General features: G+C 59.9%; 11 protein-coding genes, 2 tRNA genes and 1 pseudogene. 8 read left to right on the top strand and 6 right to left on the bottom strand.

The features are described 5' to 3' along the window. Positions 1–4: 4 nt before the first annotated feature. Both PSAKL28_RS15975 and PSAKL28_RS15970 read right to left on the bottom strand, forming a co-directional pair. Positions 5–1,528 carry a glycosyltransferase gene (locus PSAKL28_RS15975; RefSeq protein ID WP_096335676.1) on the bottom strand — a complete coding sequence of 508 codons (1,524 nt, stop codon included), beginning with the start codon at positions 1,526–1,528 and terminating at the stop codon, positions 5–7. Positions 1,529–1,684: 156 nt separating this feature from the next. After that, positions 1,685–2,992, bottom strand: a complete 1,308-nt coding sequence (locus PSAKL28_RS15970; RefSeq protein ID WP_038612277.1) for a nucleotide sugar dehydrogenase — start codon at positions 2,990–2,992, stop codon at positions 1,685–1,687. 654 nt (positions 2,993–3,646) lie between these two features. Between PSAKL28_RS15970 and PSAKL28_RS15965 the strand changes: the two genes are divergently transcribed. From PSAKL28_RS15965 to PSAKL28_RS15935, 7 genes are all read left to right on the top strand, one after another. Further along, positions 3,647–4,054 carry a helix-turn-helix domain-containing protein gene (locus PSAKL28_RS15965; protein WP_051939428.1) on the top strand — a complete coding sequence of 136 codons (408 nt, stop codon included), beginning with the start codon at positions 3,647–3,649 and terminating at the stop codon, positions 4,052–4,054. A gap of 78 nt (positions 4,055–4,132) precedes the next feature. Next, on the top strand, positions 4,133–4,771 hold the full coding sequence (gacA, locus tag PSAKL28_RS15960) for a response regulator transcription factor GacA (protein WP_038612274.1): 639 nt from the start codon (positions 4,133–4,135) through the stop codon (positions 4,769–4,771). Between the two features lie 4 nt (positions 4,772–4,775). Continuing rightward, positions 4,776–6,599: an excinuclease ABC subunit UvrC gene (uvrC, locus tag PSAKL28_RS15955; protein WP_038612271.1), complete on the top strand. Its 1,824-nt coding sequence runs from the start codon at positions 4,776–4,778 to the stop codon at positions 6,597–6,599. 32 nt (positions 6,600–6,631) lie between these two features. Next, positions 6,632–7,192, top strand: a complete 561-nt coding sequence (gene pgsA, locus PSAKL28_RS15950; protein WP_038612268.1) for a CDP-diacylglycerol--glycerol-3-phosphate 3-phosphatidyltransferase — start codon at positions 6,632–6,634, stop codon at positions 7,190–7,192. Positions 7,193–7,254: 62 nt separating this feature from the next. Next, positions 7,255–7,330 (top strand) — tRNA-Gly (locus PSAKL28_RS15945). A 90-nt stretch (positions 7,331–7,420) separates the two neighbouring features. Further along, positions 7,421–7,496 (top strand) — tRNA-Gly (locus PSAKL28_RS15940). A 226-nt stretch (positions 7,497–7,722) separates the two neighbouring features. Further along, positions 7,723–9,561, top strand: coding sequence for a tyrosine-type recombinase/integrase (locus PSAKL28_RS15935; protein ID WP_038612265.1), 1,839 nt, complete (start codon positions 7,723–7,725; stop codon positions 9,559–9,561). 159 nt (positions 9,562–9,720) lie between these two features. Here the strand turns inward: PSAKL28_RS15935 and istB are convergent, their stop codons facing one another. Next, a complete protein-coding gene (gene istB, locus PSAKL28_RS15930; protein ID WP_003290589.1) occupies positions 9,721–10,476 on the bottom strand; it encodes an IS21-like element ISPpu7 family helper ATPase IstB in 756 nt (251 codons plus the stop codon). 17 nt (positions 10,477–10,493) lie between these two features. Next, positions 10,494–12,008, bottom strand: coding sequence for an IS21-like element IS1491 family transposase (gene istA, locus PSAKL28_RS15925; protein ID WP_019364253.1), 1,515 nt, complete (start codon positions 12,006–12,008; stop codon positions 10,494–10,496). Positions 12,009–12,935: 927 nt separating this feature from the next. On the opposite strand from istA, the pseudogene PSAKL28_RS15920 reads away from it, so the two are divergent. Next, positions 12,936–13,532, top strand: a pseudogene (locus PSAKL28_RS15920) (reverse transcriptase domain-containing protein); the annotation flags it as partial. Between the two features lie 14 nt (positions 13,533–13,546). Here the strand turns inward: PSAKL28_RS15920 and PSAKL28_RS15915 are convergent. Both PSAKL28_RS15915 and PSAKL28_RS28275 read right to left on the bottom strand, forming a co-directional pair. Further along, entirely contained in the window at positions 13,547–15,760 is a 2,214-nt protein-coding gene (locus PSAKL28_RS15915) for a recombinase family protein (protein WP_038612262.1), read from the bottom strand. Then, a complete protein-coding gene (locus tag PSAKL28_RS28275; RefSeq protein WP_157687042.1) occupies positions 15,753–15,917 on the bottom strand; it encodes a hypothetical protein in 165 nt (54 codons plus the stop codon). The genes PSAKL28_RS15915 and PSAKL28_RS28275 overlap by 8 nt, the downstream gene beginning before the upstream one ends. Between the last annotated feature and the right edge of the window lie 21 nt (positions 15,918–15,938).

The raw sequence follows: 15,938 nt of genomic DNA, 5'->3' as shown, positions 1-15,938 counted from the left end.
TTCCTTAACGTTGCGTGAGTTCGAGAAGAACCGAGATGACCCCGAAGAAAATCGCGATGGAAGAAAACAGCATCGCCTTGGAGGACCAGCGGTTCAGGGCGGCATCGAAGTCGACGCTGCCGTTGCTTAAAGTGGTTTTCTGTCGGGTCCAGCGCTGCTGGTCCATATGGAACAGCGCGTAGATCTTCATCACCGAGCCGACAATCTGGTTGTAATAAAGAACGAAGGGGTACACCGGGCTCACCGGGTGGCCTGCGAACAGAAACAGCACGGTGACAATGCTGCGCGACAGCAGCACCCAGAACAGGTACACCAGCAGGTACTGGATGCCGAACACGAGGCCTGCGACCACCGAGGCGGTCAGGCCCATCAGACAGGTCCACATCGACACCCGCTGATCGAGCAGCACATACAGGGTGAACAGGCCCAGGCGCGCGCGGCCGAGCAGGGCGGTGGCACGAAAGTTCTGGCGCAGCGAGTTGCCGTACCAGCGGAACATCAGCAGGCGGGTGGCGCGCCAGAAGCTGTTGTCCGGTGGATGCTCGACGGTCAGGGTATTGCTGTCGGGCACGTAGAAGGTGTCCCAGCCAGCACGCATCAGGCTCAACCACGACGACTTGTCGTCACCGGTGAGGAACTGGAAGCGGCCCAGGCGCCAGTGTTCGAGAAAGTCGGCTTCGACGTCGCGGATGAAGTCCGGATTGGTCATGACGCTGGCGCGAAAGAACGACAGCCGTCCGGTCAGGGTCAGCACCCGGTGCGACAGGGCCATGGAGCACATGTTGATGTGCCGCTGGACAAAGCGCATCGAGTGCCACTGGCGCATCAGATTGCTGCCTTCGACCTCGCAGAACTCGTTGGTGGTCAGGCCGCCAACCTTGGGCAGGTAAGCGAACAGCTTGACCGCCCGTTCGACGCAGCCCGGCAGCATCATGGTGTCGCCATCGACCACACCGACCACCGAATCCTCCAGCGGCATCTGCCGCGACAGGGCGCGGAAGGCATGGGCCAGGCCATCACGCTTGCCGGTACCACGGGCGCGAACGATCACCAGTTTGATGTCGTCGCGGTCCTTGACCTCGTTGCGCATGATTTGCTTGATGAACTGCTCGTCGCCTTTTTCGACGATCGAGGCAATCACCGTGCACGGCACCTTGAGCCGTTGCACCTCCTGGAACACCGACTGGTAGACCTTGAAGGTGGTGTGGGTGGGGATGCGAAAACTGGTCACCACCATGAACATGTGCGCGGGCAGCGCCGCATCGCCCATGCGCTCGACGGCCTTGCGGATGCGCGGGAACTTCCAGTGCAGGAAGTACATACCGCGCGCGTAGTGGACGATGGCATTGCCATAGCGCCACATGCCCAGGGTGCCGATGAAGAAGATGAAGCTGTGGTGGCTCGGGTCCAGGTACGCCGGGGCGATCATCTCCGATGCCAGGGCGATCAGGCCGAACAGGCAGGCCCAGGCGCATAAGCTCATGGCTGCCCGTCGTGCGCCTGAAGGCGGTTGTTGCTGTCGTTCCATCTAACCGTTGCTCCGTTGTACAGGCGCCTGAGCCTGAGCGAAACGCGCACTTGCCAGGCCCGGCCGCAGTGCGGCAGGCAGACAGAGGCAGGAGTGCAGTTCGCTCAGGCGCAGGCCTGGGATGCTTGCCGGGTGCTCTCTACGGAGTCTCAGGCGTTACCAGCAGATACCCTGTTGGCTGCTGTTGCTGCCATGGGGCATGAAGCCGACCAGGTCGATGACCTGTTTGCCATCAGCGACATCCAGGGCCTGGGCGAAGCTATCGTCGTTGTTGCCCAGCACAATCACGTCAGCCCCGTTGATGACCTGGCTGAGGTCGCTGCAGAGCAGGGACGAGACGTGAGGGATCTTCGATTCGATGTACTCGCGGTTGGCGCCGAAAACCCGTGCGTACTCGACGTTGGCGTCATAGATACTCAGCTCGTAACCCTTGCCGATCAGCATCTCGGCCAGTTCCACCAGCGGACTTTCGCGCAGGTCGTCAGTACCGGACTTGAAGCTCAGGCCGAGCAGGCCGATGCGGCGTTTGTCCTGGCGAGCGATCAGCTCGAAGGCATTGCGCACCTGGTTGCGGTTGCTGTCCATGATCGAGGCCAGCAGCGGGTGCTCAACGTCCAGTTGCCCGGCGCGGTAGGTGAGGGCGCGCACGTCCTTGGGCAGGCAAGAGCCACCGAAGGCGAAGCCTGGACGCAGGTAGTAGCGCGACAGATTGAGTTTGTAGTCCTGGCAGACCACATCCATCACTTCGCGGCCATCGACACCGGAGGCCTTGGCAATGTTGCCGATTTCGTTGGCAAAGCTGACCTTGGTCGCGTGCCAGACGTTGCAGGTGTACTTGATCATCTCGGCGACTTCGATCGACTTGCGGATCACCGGTGCATCAAGGCCCTTGTACAGCGACTCAAGGAGGTCGCCGGACTGTTGGTCCAGCTCGCCGATCACGGTCATGGCCGGGAAGTCGTAGTCCTGGATCGCAGTGCTTTCGCGCAGGAACTCGGGGTTCACGGCAACCCCGAAATCAACACCGGCGCGTTTGCCCGAAGCTTTCTCAAGCAGTGGGATGACCACATTTTTCGCCGTGCCTGGCAGTACCGTGCTGCGCACCACGATGGTATGGCGGCTGCCTTTGTCGCGCAGGGCCATGCCGATTTCGCGACACACCGCTTCCATGTAGACCAGGTCCAGGTCACCGTTTTTCTTGCTCGGCGTGCCGACGCACAGCAGCGACATCTCGGTCGCCAGCACGGCGGCCTGAACATCAGTGGTGCCGCGCAGGCGGCCATGATTCACACCATCGAGCAACAGTTGCTCAAGCCCGGGTTCGACAATCGGCGATTTGCCCTGGTTGATCATGTCGACCTTGGCCTGAGAAATGTCGACGCCCAACACCTGGTGGCCGCGGGCGGACAAACAGCCGGCACACACGGCACCCACATAACCCAGTCCAAAAATACTGATGTTCATAGTTCCCTCTTCCGGGTTCGGCAATGCCGACCCGGTTACTCGGTTTATCGGTGATGTCGACGAGGCGAGCACGCATAAACATATCGCGCACTGAACAGGCGATGGCCGTGTTGTTCGTTGTCTTATTTCTATCCTAAGGGGGAAATTTTTAGTTACGCAAGCAATCTGTTGTTGTTAATTCAAAACTAATTGATATTTGCTTTTTAAGTTTAAAAAACACTTATAAATCAATAACTTAAAGTTGCCAATAAGTTGTGTGTCAAAAAACAGGCTTTGTTGCTCTGGCGGTTTTATGGCGCCAATAAAATGAGTTTTATTGCGTTTTCGACGACGTTTTGGCGGGTTTGTTGCTGGGTTTTGCTGTTGTCATTGAACTTTTTTGTTGGCTTGAATTGTGGTGAGTGATGGCGTTTAGATAGTTGTTGAGTAGCACTAAAGTGCCATTTTCGCCGGGATGAAAGTTTACCTGCCGATATTCGGTTCTAAGGCCGTCGAGCGCCGAGTAAATTCCTTGTACAGACAACCTCAGGCAGGTGAGGCATGTGCCGGCTTGTGCAGTACTCGTGTTCCTGTGCATAGTGCTGTGCGACTGGCCTATCCTGTAGGTCTTACGTAGTTGCCCCTCTGGGTGATGTATCAAGGACATGGATCGCAATGAACGGAATCGGTGCCCGTCTACGGGAAGAAAGGGAGCGTCTGGGGCTGACTCAGCGGGTGTTCGGTGACATTGGTGGGGTCGAGCCCAATGCCCAGGGCAAGTACGAGAGTGGCGAGCGAACGCCCAAGGCCGATTACCTGGCGGCGGTGGCAACGCGTGGCGTCGATGCCCTGTATGTGTTGAGCGGTACACGTACGCTTGTCCTTCAGGGCAGTCTGAGCCCGGAGGAGGAGCGCTTGCTGGGGGCTTTTCGCGGCTTGCCCGCGGCCGATCAGGCCGCCATCGCGCAATTGCTCGGTAGTCTTGCCAATGCTCTGCCAAGGGCCTATGCGAAGGTTTCCAGGCGTGACTCGAGTGTTTTTGGCCGTGAAGTGGGCAACGGCGAAATAGCAGCGATGCGATGACGTGTTCCGTTAGCTCTAGCGCCTGGTTTTTTGCTAAGGTGGCGGGATCCAATTGCCGCCGCAGTGTGAGGTGTCTGCTTGATTAGGGTCCTGGTGGTCGATGATCACGATCTGGTACGTACGGGCATCACCCGCATGCTGGCCGATATCGATGGTCTGCAGGTGGTGGGCGAGGCCGACTCTGGCGAGGCATCGTTGAAGGTCGCGCGTGAACTCAAGCCCGATGTGGTCCTGATGGATGTGAAAATGCCCGGGATCGGTGGTCTTGAAGCCACACGCAAGCTGCTGCGCAGTCATCCGGATGTGAAAGTGGTGGCAGTGACCGCCTGCGAGGAAGACCCGTTTCCCACGCGCCTGTTGCAGGCGGGGGCGGCCGGCTACCTGACCAAAGGTGCGGGCCTGGATGAAATGGTCCAGGCCATTCGCTTGGTGTTTGCCGGTCAGCGCTACATCAGCCCGCAGATCGCCCAGCAACTGGCGCTCAAGTCGTTCCAGCCGCAAGGCTCGCCGTTCGATGCACTGTCGGAGCGGGAAATCCAGATCGCCTTGATGATCGTCGGTTGCCAGAAAGTGCAGATCATCTCCGACAAGCTGTGCCTGTCACCGAAAACGGTCAATACTTACCGTTACCGGATCTTCGAAAAACTCTCGGTCACCAGCGACGTCGAACTGACGCTGCTGGCGGTCCGCCATGGCATGGTTGACGCCAGTCTCTGAACTCATGACCCCTGTGTTCGATTCAAGTGCTTTCCTGGCGACCTGCAGCGGTCGCCCGGGTGTTTACCGGATGTTCGACGGTGAAGCCCGGCTGCTGTATGTCGGCAAGGCGAAGAACCTCAAGAAGCGCCTGGCCAGCTATTTCCGCAAGACCGGCCTGGCGCCGAAGACGGCTGCCCTGGTGGCACGTATCGCCCAGGTCGAAACCACCATCACCGCCAACGAGACCGAAGCGCTGCTGCTTGAGCAGACACTGATCAAGGAATGGCGGCCGCCGTATAACATCCTGCTGCGCGACGATAAGTCCTACCCTTATGTGTTCCTCTCCGACGGACCGTTCCCGCGGCTGGGGATTCATCGCGGCGCCAAGAAGCTGAAGGGCAAGTACTTCGGGCCTTACCCCAGCGCGGGGGCGATTCGTGAAAGCCTGAGCCTGCTGCAGAAAACCTTCTTCGTCCGGCAATGCGAAGACAGCTATTACAGCAACCGCACCCGGCCGTGCCTGCAATACCAGATCAAACGCTGCAAGGCGCCTTGTGTCGGCCTGGTCGAGCCTGAGGAATATGCCGTTGATGTACGTCACTCGGTGATGTTCCTCGAAGGCCGCAGTCATCAACTGACCAACGAGCTGAATGCCGAGATGGAGCAGGCCGCCATGGCCCTGGAGTTCGAGAAGGCCGCCGAATTGCGCGACCAGATCGCCTTGCTGCGCCGGGTCCAGGACCAGCAGAGTATGGAGGGCGGCAGCGGCGACGTGGACGTCATCGCCGCGTTCACCAACCCGGGTGGCGCCTGCGTGCACCTGATCAGTGTGCGCGGCGGGCGGGTGTTGGGTAGCAAGAATTTCTTTCCCCAGGTTGGGATCGAAGAGGAGGTGGCCGAGGTCATGGCCGCGTTTCTCTCCCAGTACTACATCGGCAATGCCGAGCGCGACCTGCCGGGCGAGCTGATCGTCAACGTGGTGCACGAAGACTTCGCAGCGTTCACCGCCGCCATTGAAGCCTTGCGCGGGCGTGAGTTGACCATCAGCCATCGGGTGCGCGGTACCCGTGCGCGCTGGCAGCAATTGGCGGTGACCAACGCCGAGCAGGCACTGGGTGCGCGCCTGGCCAACCGTCAGCACATGGCCTCACGGTTCGAAGCGCTGGCGCAGGTGCTGGACCTGGATGAAACCCCGCAGCGCCTGGAATGCTACGACATCAGCCACTCCAGCGGTGAGGCGACGGTCGCCTCCTGCGTGGTGTTCGGCCCGGAAGGCCCGTTGAAGTCCGACTACCGGCGCTTCAACATCGAAGGCGTTACCCCCGGTGACGACTATGCGGCCATGCACCAGGCGCTGACCCGACGCTTCGGGCGGATCAAGGACGGCGAGGGCAAGCTGCCCGACGTACTGCTGGTCGACGGTGGCAAAGGCCAGCTGAATATGGCTCGCGAGGTGCTCCAGGAACTGGCGGTTCCCGACCTGATCCTGCTTGGCGTGGCCAAGGGCGTGACGCGCAAGGCCGGCTTTGAAACGCTCTACCTCAACGACGCTGCCCATGAGTTCACCCTCAAGGGCGACTCGCCGGCGTTGCACCTGATCCAGCAGATCCGTGACGAAGCGCACCGTTTTGCCATTACCGGCCACCGTGCCCGGCGTGGCAAAGCCCGGCGTACTTCCAGCCTGGAAGACGTCGCCGGGGTAGGGCCAAAGCGTCGTCGTGACCTGCTCAAACACTTCGGTGGTTTGCAGGAACTGACCCGCGCCAGCATCGAAGAAATCGCCAAAGCACCGGGAATCAGTAAAAAGCTTGCCGAGTCGATTTATGCCAACCTGCATAGCGAGTAGAATGCACGCTCACTTTGCAGCCAGTTGTGCCGATGAATATCCCAAATCTACTTACAGTTCTTCGCGTCCTGCTCATTCCGATCTTCATTCTGCTGTTTTATGTTCCGTATCACTGGAGCTATATCGCAGCGAGCAGCGTCTTCGCCATTGCGGCGGCCACTGACTGGCTTGACGGTTACCTGGCCCGTCGCCTGCAGCAGAGCACGCCCTTTGGTGCCTTTCTCGACCCGGTAGCCGACAAGCTGATGGTCGCCGTGGCCCTGGTGCTGCTGGTGCAGGTGCATGCGAACTTCTGGCTGACACTGCCAGCGGCGGTGATCATCGGTCGCGAGATCGTGGTATCGGCGCTGCGCGAGTGGATGGCCGAACTGGGGGCGAGGGCGCATGTGGCCGTGTCGAACCTGGGCAAATGGAAAACCGCGGCACAGATGCTGGCGCTGGTAATCCTGCTGGCCAACCCGCCGGTGCTGACCTTCTGGGTGATCCTGGGCTACGCCTTGCTGATGGTCTCTGCCGGCCTGACCCTGTGGTCGATGGTGCACTACCTGCGCGCCGCCTGGCCGCACCTGCGCGAAGGTTCGGAGCAAAAATAAAGCTTTTTTGAATCAAGGGCTTGACGGCGATTCATGATCCTATAGAATGGCCGTCACCAAATGCGGGAATAGCTCAGTTGGTAGAGCACGACCTTGCCAAGGTCGGGGTCGCGAGTTCGAGTCTCGTTTCCCGCTCCAAATTTGGCGTCGCAGTATTCAGGTACTGCATGCATTGGAAACAAGGTCGTTGGCCGTGTTTCTGTCCGGTATAACCGGTTGCTGTATTTTGCGGGAATAGCTCAGTTGGTAGAGCACGACCTTGCCAAGGTCGGGGTCGCGAGTTCGAGTCTCGTTTCCCGCTCCAAATTATGATCTACAGACGTCCATTGAAGTCTGTAAGTCGTTGAAATCAGGACCTTCGGGTCCTTTTTTCGTTCCAGCGAGTTCCACTGGAAACCACCGACAGCCACGACTTTTAAGTCCATTTTTAAGTCCATCAATACGGGTGTCACGGTTTCCGGATTGTTGCTGGAGGAGCGAGGCCTGCGCGACAAGTATCTAGTCCTGACCAAGAGTTCAGGAGCTAGAGCATGGCACTCTCAGATCTGGCTGTCCGGCAAGCAAAAGCAACCGGAAAGCCTTACACCCTCGGCGACCTTGATGGGCTGTCCCTGGCGGTGGCACCTGAAGGCGGCAAGTCGTGGCACTACCGCTACTACTGGGCCGGTAAGCAGAAACGCATGTCGCTGGGCACTTACCCCGAGGTCAGTCTCCGGGAAGCGCGTGCCCTACGCGACGAAGCCCGAGCTCTTGTGGCCAAGGGCATCAACCCCCGAGCACACCGTAAGCAGAAGCGGCAGTCCGTCCGTCTCGCGGACGAGAACACATTCAAGACCGTGTTTGACAAGTGGGTCGAGCACCGTAGGCTCGTTCTCAAGGAAGGACGGCAGAGCACGCTTTCACAGATCCAGCGCATCTTTGCCAAAGACGTTCTTTCTGTTCTTGGGAAGCGGTCAATTTATGAGATCCAGCGCCCCGACCTGTTGGAGGTCGTTGCAAGGATCGAGCGTAGAAAGGCGCTCACTACCGCCGAAAAGGTCCGTACTTGGTTCCGGCAGATGTTCCGTTACGCACTGATCATCGTCCCTGGGTTACCGCTGAACCCAGCGTTCGATCTGGATGTCGTCGCGTTGCCTCAGCCGCCTGTGCGTCACAATCCATTTCTGCGCATGCCTGAACTTCCGGTCATGCTCCAGATACTACGCAAGTATCCCGGTAAGCTGCAGACCCAGCTTGGCCTTCGGTTGCTACTTTTGACAGGGGTTCGCACTGGGGAGTTGCGACTGGCGACGCCGGATCAGTTCCGCCTTGATAAGGGCCTGTGGATCATCCCCCCTGAAGTGGTAAAACAGTTGCAGCTTGAACTGCGCAAGGAGGGCAAGCGTTCCGGTGATATCCCGCCCTACATCGTGCCGCTCTCTGTGCAGGCGATGGAGGTCGTTCACCACCTGCTCGATCAAGTCAAGCCAGCCCAGCGTTATCTGTTTGCCCACTACAGTGATCTGAAAAAACGCATCAGTGAAAACACGCTCAACTCCGCGCTGAAACGGATGGGGTACAAGGATCAACTGACAGGTCATGGCATCAGGGGGACCATTTCCACCGCTCTCAACGAAATTGGCTACCCTAAGGTCTGGGTCGATGCGCAGCTCTCGCACTCTGATCCTGACAAAGTGAGCTCGGCGTACAACCATGCCGAATACGTGGAGCAACGGCGGCGCATGATGCAGGACTGGGCCGACCGGCTGAACCTGTTCGAGCAAAACCAGATCGAGTCAGCCAGCATGCACCTCACGGTTCATCTAGAAGGTGTTCCGCAGTTGGCGGGAGGTTTTGATGAAGTGGTCCCTACCTCCGCGACGCATGCGCCAATCCTGCGGGTGACGAAGTCAGGGAACACGATGCCAACTCTGCCAGCGACTGTTCAACGTATATCGGCTGTTTCGGGACCAATGCCTGAGTTTTCGGATATTCAGCGTGAGCGGCTGGAAATGCTGGAGATGTTCAATGCCCCGCATAACCTGCCGGCGGCGGTGTTCGCTGAGATGGCCGGCAAATCACGCCGGTGGATCAGTTACGAGATTCAGGCCAGAAAAGTGCTTGCGCTGAGCCTGGGTAACCAGGGACGGCGCGTTCCAGATTGGCACCTAGATCCCCTGAAACATAGGCTGGTGCAGGCCGTTCTGAAGCATTCGCAGGACGCTGATTCCTGGGAGATCTACCGAGCATTACTGAATCCTCACCGAATGCTGGAAGACCGCACGCCGATCGGGGCCGTTACGTCAGCGAATTTCCATGAGGCTGTCATGGCTGCGTGTTTTACCTTGAAGAGTAGCGAGAGCGAGAACTCCTCTCCTCAACGAGCATAGAAAAGGATCGGTCACGAGTTCCGGGCCTTAATGCGGATTCCACGCCATCCGGCCACCCAGTCCGCTCTCATCTGGCCAGGCATTCCAGGGCCATCTGGCCACCTGTTCCACGGCCATCCGGCCGGGCAGTCGGAGCGCAGCGACGCAGGGGTGGCATTGTTAGTCCGGGTTGGCTGGCGTCGTCAATTTCTGCGTCCGTTTGCGCATTGATTCACCCTTCAGATTGATCCGGTAAGCGTTGTGCACCAGGCGGTCGAGGATAGCGTCGGCCAGGGTCGGATCGCCGATCAGTTCGTGCCAGTTGTCCACCGGCATCTGGCTGGTAACGATGGTCGAGCGCTGGCCGTAGCGGTCGTCCAGTAGCTCCAGCATGTCGCGCCGCTGTTCGGCGGTGAACGGGGCCAAGCCCCAGTCATCGAGGATCAGCAGGTCGGTCTTGGCGTAGCTGCTCATCAGCTTGGCGAAGCGCCCGTCGCCATGGGCCAGACCCAGTTCTTCCAGCAAACGCGGCAAGCGCAGGTAACGCACGCTGTAGCCTTCTCGGCAGGCCTGGTGGGCCAGGGCGCAGGCCAGCCAGGTTTTACCGACACCGGTGGGGCCGCCGATGATCAGGTTGAGGCCGTCGCGTAGCCACTGGCCGCCGCTCAGTTGCAGGATCAGCGCCTTATCCAGCCCGCGCGGGCTGCGGTAGTCGATGTCTTCGAGGCAGGCGTTGTGCTTGAGCCGGGCCTGGCGCAGGCGGCTGCTCAGGCGCTTGTCGTCGCGTTCAGTCAGCTCGCGGTCGACCAGCAGGCCGAGGCGTTCCTCGAAGCTCAGGCTGTCGATGTCCGGGGTTTTCAGTTGTTCGTTCAGCGCCTTGAGCATGCCGTGCAGGCGCAGGGTTTGCAGCTTGTCCAGGGTCGGATGGGGCAGCATGGTGGGATTCCTTGTGTTCAGTGGTAGTAGCCGGGGCCGCGCAGGTTGGCGTGGTCGTCCGGCAGCAGGGGCAGGTGCTGCTGGGCCAGCGGCAGGTTCTCCAGCCCCTGGCGCAGGATCGATTCGAGGCTCTTGTAGCTGCACGTGCCGAGGCTGATGGCGCGACGGCAGGCCAACTCCAGGCGCACTTCGCCGTGGGTTTTGCCCAGGCGCAGGATGCCCAGGCAGGCCCGGTAGCCCTGCTGCGGATGGATGCGCCGTTCGAGGATGTGCCGGATCACGCCGGCGGTGTTCGGCCCGGTCTGCTCGGCCCAGCGGATCAGCCGTTGTGGCGTCCACTCGGCATGCTCGCGATGGCTCTTGGGCATGTGCTCGGCCTGCGTGCTGTGCCGGCCCTTGTGCATTGAGCGCAGGTGGCTGGCCACTCGCTGGTTGGCGTGGAAACACTCGACGGTGCGCGCCGTCAGGCGCACCTCCAGCTGCTTCTTCACCAGTTGATACGGCACCGAGTAGTAATGCCCATCGACCTCGACGTGGTAGTCGATGTGCACCCGCGCTTTCTTCCACTCGGCGTAGACGTAGGGTTGCTCCGGCAGGGGGCGCAGCGCCGGACGATCCAGGCTGTCGAAGGCCGTCTGGCGCGAGCCCGGCAGCTTCTTGAACGGGCGTTGGTTGAGCCGCTCCAGCAACACGGAGATGGCGCTGTTGAGTTCGTCCAAGGAGAAGAACTGACGGTTGCGCAGGGCCGCGAGGATCCAACGCTCGACCACCTGCACGCCGACTTCGGCCTTGGCCTTGTCGCGCGGTTTGCGTGCCCGCGCCGGCACCACCGCCACTCCGTAGTGCTCGGCAAGGTCGCGGTAGCTGGGGTTGATGTCCGGCTCGTAACGATGGGCCTTGCTCACCGCGCTGCGCAGGTTGTCCGGCACCACGATCTCCGGCACGCCGCCGAGGAAGGCGAAGCAACGGGTATGCGAGCCTAGCCAGTCCGGCAGCTGCTGCGACCAGGTGGCTTCGGCGAAGGTGTAGCTGGACGCGCCGAGCACCGCGACGAACACCTGCGCCTGGCGGATCTCGCCGCTGTGGCGGTCGATAACCGGCACCGTCTGGCCGGCATAGTCGACGAACAGCTTCTCGCCGACGCGGTGCTCCTGACGCATCACCACGTCCAGCTTGCCCTGCCAGGCCCGGTAGTGCTCACAGAACCAGCTGTACTGAAAGCCCTGCGGCTGGCTCAGGCGGTACTCCTGCCAGAGCAGCGCCAGGGTCACCCCGGGGCGGCGCAGTTCGGCATGCACCCATGCCCAATCGGGTAAAGGCCGCTTCTCGCTGGCAACCGCCGGGGCCGGCGGGAACAGTTGCTGCTCCAACTCGGCATCGGACAACGAACAGGGCCAACTGAGACCACTGGCGGCAAAACGATTGAGGTAGTCGCCGACGGTGACACGACCGACCTGCACGCTGACCGCAATCTGGCGAGCTGATAGTCCGACCTCGAACTTGAGACGTAGTACTTCGCGAATCTTACGCATGGATAAACGCTCCACGACGACCTCTCTGCTTCGAAAAAGAGGTCGATGGTAGTGAAGAAATCCTGCGTAGCTGCCTGCCCGGTTGAGTGGCCGGATGGCCGTGGAATCAGTGGCCGGATGCGCGTGGAATGGGTGGCCGGATCAGCGTGGAATCGGTGGTCAGATGCTCATGGAATGGGTGGCCAGATGACCGTGGAATCCGCAGCCTTAAGGGAATGGCTGAGAATCTCGACATTTAATCGTTAGCTTGCTATCATACTTATACATTCCGCCATGTTGAGATGCTTGAGGAATTAGAAGCCCTGACGGCCACGAACCGTCAGGGCTTTACTTTGTCAGCTAAATGCTCAACTGGAAGATGGCCTCGGGGCAGGGGGTGGATGTCCTGTGAAATCCATAAGTTAATGGCTGGGGTGCAAGGGGTCGAGTGTTCGAATCACTCCGTCCCGACCATTTATCTTTAAGAAATCCAGTCACTTAGCGGTGACTGGATTTTTTTATGGTGCGCCAGGCATGGCGCGTTGCGCGAAGCGCAACCAGCTTGGCTGTGGTGGCCTCGCTGGTGACTTGGAGGTGAAAGTCCTCTACACACCCGGCAAGGGGAAGTGTTAGCCAGAGGCAAGGGTGTCGCGGGCGACTGCGAATCTGAAGGAAGCCCGAGGCAAAGTGCTGGCCTGACGAACAGGAAGCGGATTAGGCGGTGCAGCGGGGTAAGACGGCCATAATCGTCAAAGCCCAATACTTGCACGGAACGCTGTGACGTATATCCGACAGGCATAAGTAGGAAGGTCGCGCGAATTACCCTGGGAGATCTTCACGTTTGCCACTGTGCTACCGAGCGTCGAGAGGCGACGGGATGAACGTGCAGAAGTCAGCCGAAGCCGTAGTAAGTGACGAGTAACTCCGTCACCAAGGGCCGAACAGGTTATGCCGCCAGTAGGCGTCAGAGTCTCGTTGAATACCGAAATGCAGAAATTTCTCTCAGAGAAGACTGTCACTCCGAGTCCCGGACAGAATCCGCGGATGACGGCTGACAGCGCACAGGTATCAGCGGCGTCTATGGCGTGGACGAACGCGGAGCCGGACACGCTGATGGAGCGGGTGCTTGCACCGGCCAACCTCAGACGTGCGTATCAACGCGTAGTCAGCAACAAGGGTGCGCCGGGTGCCGATGGCATGACGGTCGACGAATTGGCGGGCTACGTGAAACAGTATTGGCCGACTCTCAAGACTCGGTTGCTGGCCGGCGAGTATCACCCGCAAGGTGTACGCGCCGTCGACATCCCCAAGCCAAAAGGCGGAACAAGACAGCTGGGAATCCCCTGCGTCGTGGATCGCCTGATCCAACAGGCACTGCTGCAACAGCTCACGCCGATCTTCGACCCACTGTTCTCGGATCACAGCTACGGCTTCCGTCCGGGCAGAAGCGCTCACCAAGCCATCGAAACAGCCCGTGCCCACGTGGCAGCGGGTCACCGCTGGTGCGTGGAACTGGATCTGGAGAAGTTCTTGGATCGTGCATCGCAATACCCTTTGGTTCATGAAGAGTGTTCGAAGAGGTCAGGTTGATCGTTGACAGCCTTGATACGCAAGCCTTTGCGTCGTCCGTGGCAGACCAGGACGGCGTCGAGTTCGCCGCGCTTTACACGTTGCAACACGGTTTGACGGGAAACACCGAGTAGCTTGGTTGCCTCCTGCATCACGACGTAGCCCTCTGGGGAGTGTTCAACGAAGCGGCGTCGCAATGAGTCGGTGATGCGAATACGCCAAGGCGCACCGGGCGTTGTTTGTTCGGCGGCGATGAAGCCGTCGTTGACCCAGCGATGTAGCGTGGACGGCGCAGTGCCCAACGCTCGGGCGGCTTGGCGGATGCTGAGCAACTCGCCGTCAGGGAGTACGGCGGGCAGTTCGAAACAAGGGATGTGCCAATGGCGCCGAAGGTTGCCCACAAGGCTCTGGTTGAAACGCAAGCCACGTGCGGTCACCCGACCTTGCGCATTGAGGATTCCGGCGATGATGGCATCAGGATGGTGTTCCGCCAGACGACGAACCAAGGCAATGGTGTCTTCGTCGGTGCGGATGGTCGCGGGTCGCGATCGCGGTAACGCGATATCGCATTCGGTGAGTTTGCCGCCTCGCCAACGTAATTTCAGATGAGCCTGATAGTGCTCGCGCTGGACGGTGATGGAGACTTCCTCGAGCAACGTGCGCAGCAATTGCTTCCTGTCACGCACCGTGAGATTTGGTGCGTCCCACAGTTGTTTGAGGTCTTTGCCGAGTACCAGCAGGCTCTTGCGCTGTTCAGGGCTCAGCGTACGTGGTCGAAGCTGTTCGCGCCGGGAAAGTTCTGCCTGGGCCTGTTCGAGTTCACGCAGCTGTGTCTCCCATTGTGTTTCAAGTCCGCGCGCGACCAGACAGTTCTCAGGATCCACGGCACGGTAGCGTCGTTCGGCACGCAGCGCTTCGTAGTGCGTCCGTTCGACAGTCAGGCGCCACTGCGCAAGTGCTGCATCGTGATCGGCCTCAAGACGTTCTGCGGCCTGTACGGCCGCTTCGAGGCCGGCCGGCTCAACGGCGTGCAGGAAGGCCAGCGCAACGGCGGTGTCAATCTGAAGGCCACCAATATTGAGGCAATAGACGCCACGACCATTCTCGATGCCTTTGTTCGAACAATGGTAACCCGGCGTCTGATTCGTGCCGCGGTAGTGGGTTTTAAGCGACCGACCGCAGTGGCCGCAGGTGGCCAGGCCTTGCAGCAAGGCGGTACCTTCCCTCACGGCTCCCCCGGTTTCATGGGGGCGGGGCTTGGTATTTGCAGCCAGACGCATTTGGTTGGCCTCATAGGTTGCCCAATCGATATAACCCTCATGGTGCTCACGGATAAGCACGGCCCATTGCGATTGAGGCAGACGCCGCAAGCGTGTCTTGAGCGTGCCGTGTTTATCGACATAGCGTTCTGTGCGCGTCTTGCCATAGCAGTAGGCTCCCGCATAAACCGGGTTGGTGAGCACATTGTAAATGGCGTTGTAGGTCGGTGCGACCCAGCGGATTTGCTCGTTGCGGTTCAATTGCAGAGGGAACGATAAGTTCTCGGAACGCAACCACAGCCAAACACGGCGGGCAGAGCCAAACTCGTTAAAACGTGCAAACACGGCATGTAGTGCGCTCACGACGGCTTCATCGGGATGCAACCTGACTTCGCCGTCGGCCTCGCCCCACACCAGTCCGGTCGGCAGACCCCGGCGCAACTCACCGCGAGCAGCCTTGTTGCGAATGCCGCCGTCCAGACGCGCGCGCAGAATGTGCAGTTCGGCCTCGCTCATAGTGCCCTTGAGTCCAAGCAACAGGCGATCGTTGAAGTGCGCTGGGTTGTACACGCCGTCGGCATCGCCGATGAGCGTATCGGTCATGGTGCAGAGGTCGAGCGGTCGGTACCAGTCAGCGTTATTACGCGCCAGACGGGAGACCTCCAATCCAAGAATAATGCCGACGTGACCGAGCGCGACTTCGGCGGTCATCCGCGCGAAGCCGCCCCGGCGAGCGGTGCTGGCCCCCGAGAGCCCCAAATCATCGTCGACAACATTGACCTGCTGTTGGGACCAGCCGAGGGCAGTCGCCCGTTGTGCGAGCGCGTACTGGCGTTGTGTCGATTCCCGGTTGTGCTCTACCTGGCTCGCGCTGGACTGTCGAATGTAGACGAACGCCGCACGCTGCAAATGGCTGGTACCGATCTTGTTGGCAGTGTCACTCATCAGCGTTCTCCCTGTGGATCGGATCGTTGCCCGTCACGACCTTCGCGATCGCTTGAGCCAGACTGTCGATCACCGCTTGGCGTGTTGTTTGGTCGAGTTGTTCCCACAGACTGTCGTCGTCCGGCGGCAGGTCTGCGAAGGTTAGGTTCAGTTGCATCGTTGCTCTCCTGTTCCGTCT

The sequence above is a fragment of the Pseudomonas alkylphenolica genome, from assembly GCF_000746525.1.
GTDB classification, from domain to species: domain Bacteria; phylum Pseudomonadota; class Gammaproteobacteria; order Pseudomonadales; family Pseudomonadaceae; genus Aquipseudomonas; species Aquipseudomonas alkylphenolica.
This window is presented reverse-complemented; position numbering and strand designations above follow the sequence as displayed.

Excerpts from the sequence above, each read along its gene's own strand:
- PSAKL28_RS15975 (WP_096335676.1), bottom strand. The coding sequence starts at position 1,528 with ATGGAACGACAGCAACAACCGCCTTCAGGCGCACGACGGGCAGCCATG.
- PSAKL28_RS15970 (WP_038612277.1), bottom strand. The coding sequence starts at position 2,992 with ATGAACATCAGTATTTTTGGACTGGGTTATGTGGGTGCCGTGTGTGCC.
- PSAKL28_RS15965 (WP_051939428.1), top strand. The coding sequence starts at position 3,647 with ATGAACGGAATCGGTGCCCGTCTACGGGAAGAAAGGGAGCGTCTGGGG.
- uvrC (WP_038612271.1), top strand. The coding sequence starts at position 4,776 with ATGACCCCTGTGTTCGATTCAAGTGCTTTCCTGGCGACCTGCAGCGGT.
- pgsA (WP_038612268.1), top strand. The coding sequence starts at position 6,632 with ATGAATATCCCAAATCTACTTACAGTTCTTCGCGTCCTGCTCATTCCG.
- PSAKL28_RS15935 (WP_038612265.1), top strand. The coding sequence starts at position 7,723 with ATGGCACTCTCAGATCTGGCTGTCCGGCAAGCAAAAGCAACCGGAAAG.
- istB (WP_003290589.1), bottom strand. The coding sequence starts at position 10,476 with ATGCTGCCCCATCCGACCCTGGACAAGCTGCAAACCCTGCGCCTGCAC.
- istA (WP_019364253.1), bottom strand. The coding sequence starts at position 12,008 with ATGCGTAAGATTCGCGAAGTACTACGTCTCAAGTTCGAGGTCGGACTA.
- PSAKL28_RS15915 (WP_038612262.1), bottom strand. The coding sequence starts at position 15,760 with ATGAGTGACACTGCCAACAAGATCGGTACCAGCCATTTGCAGCGTGCG.
- PSAKL28_RS28275 (WP_157687042.1), bottom strand. The coding sequence starts at position 15,917 with ATGCAACTGAACCTAACCTTCGCAGACCTGCCGCCGGACGACGACAGT.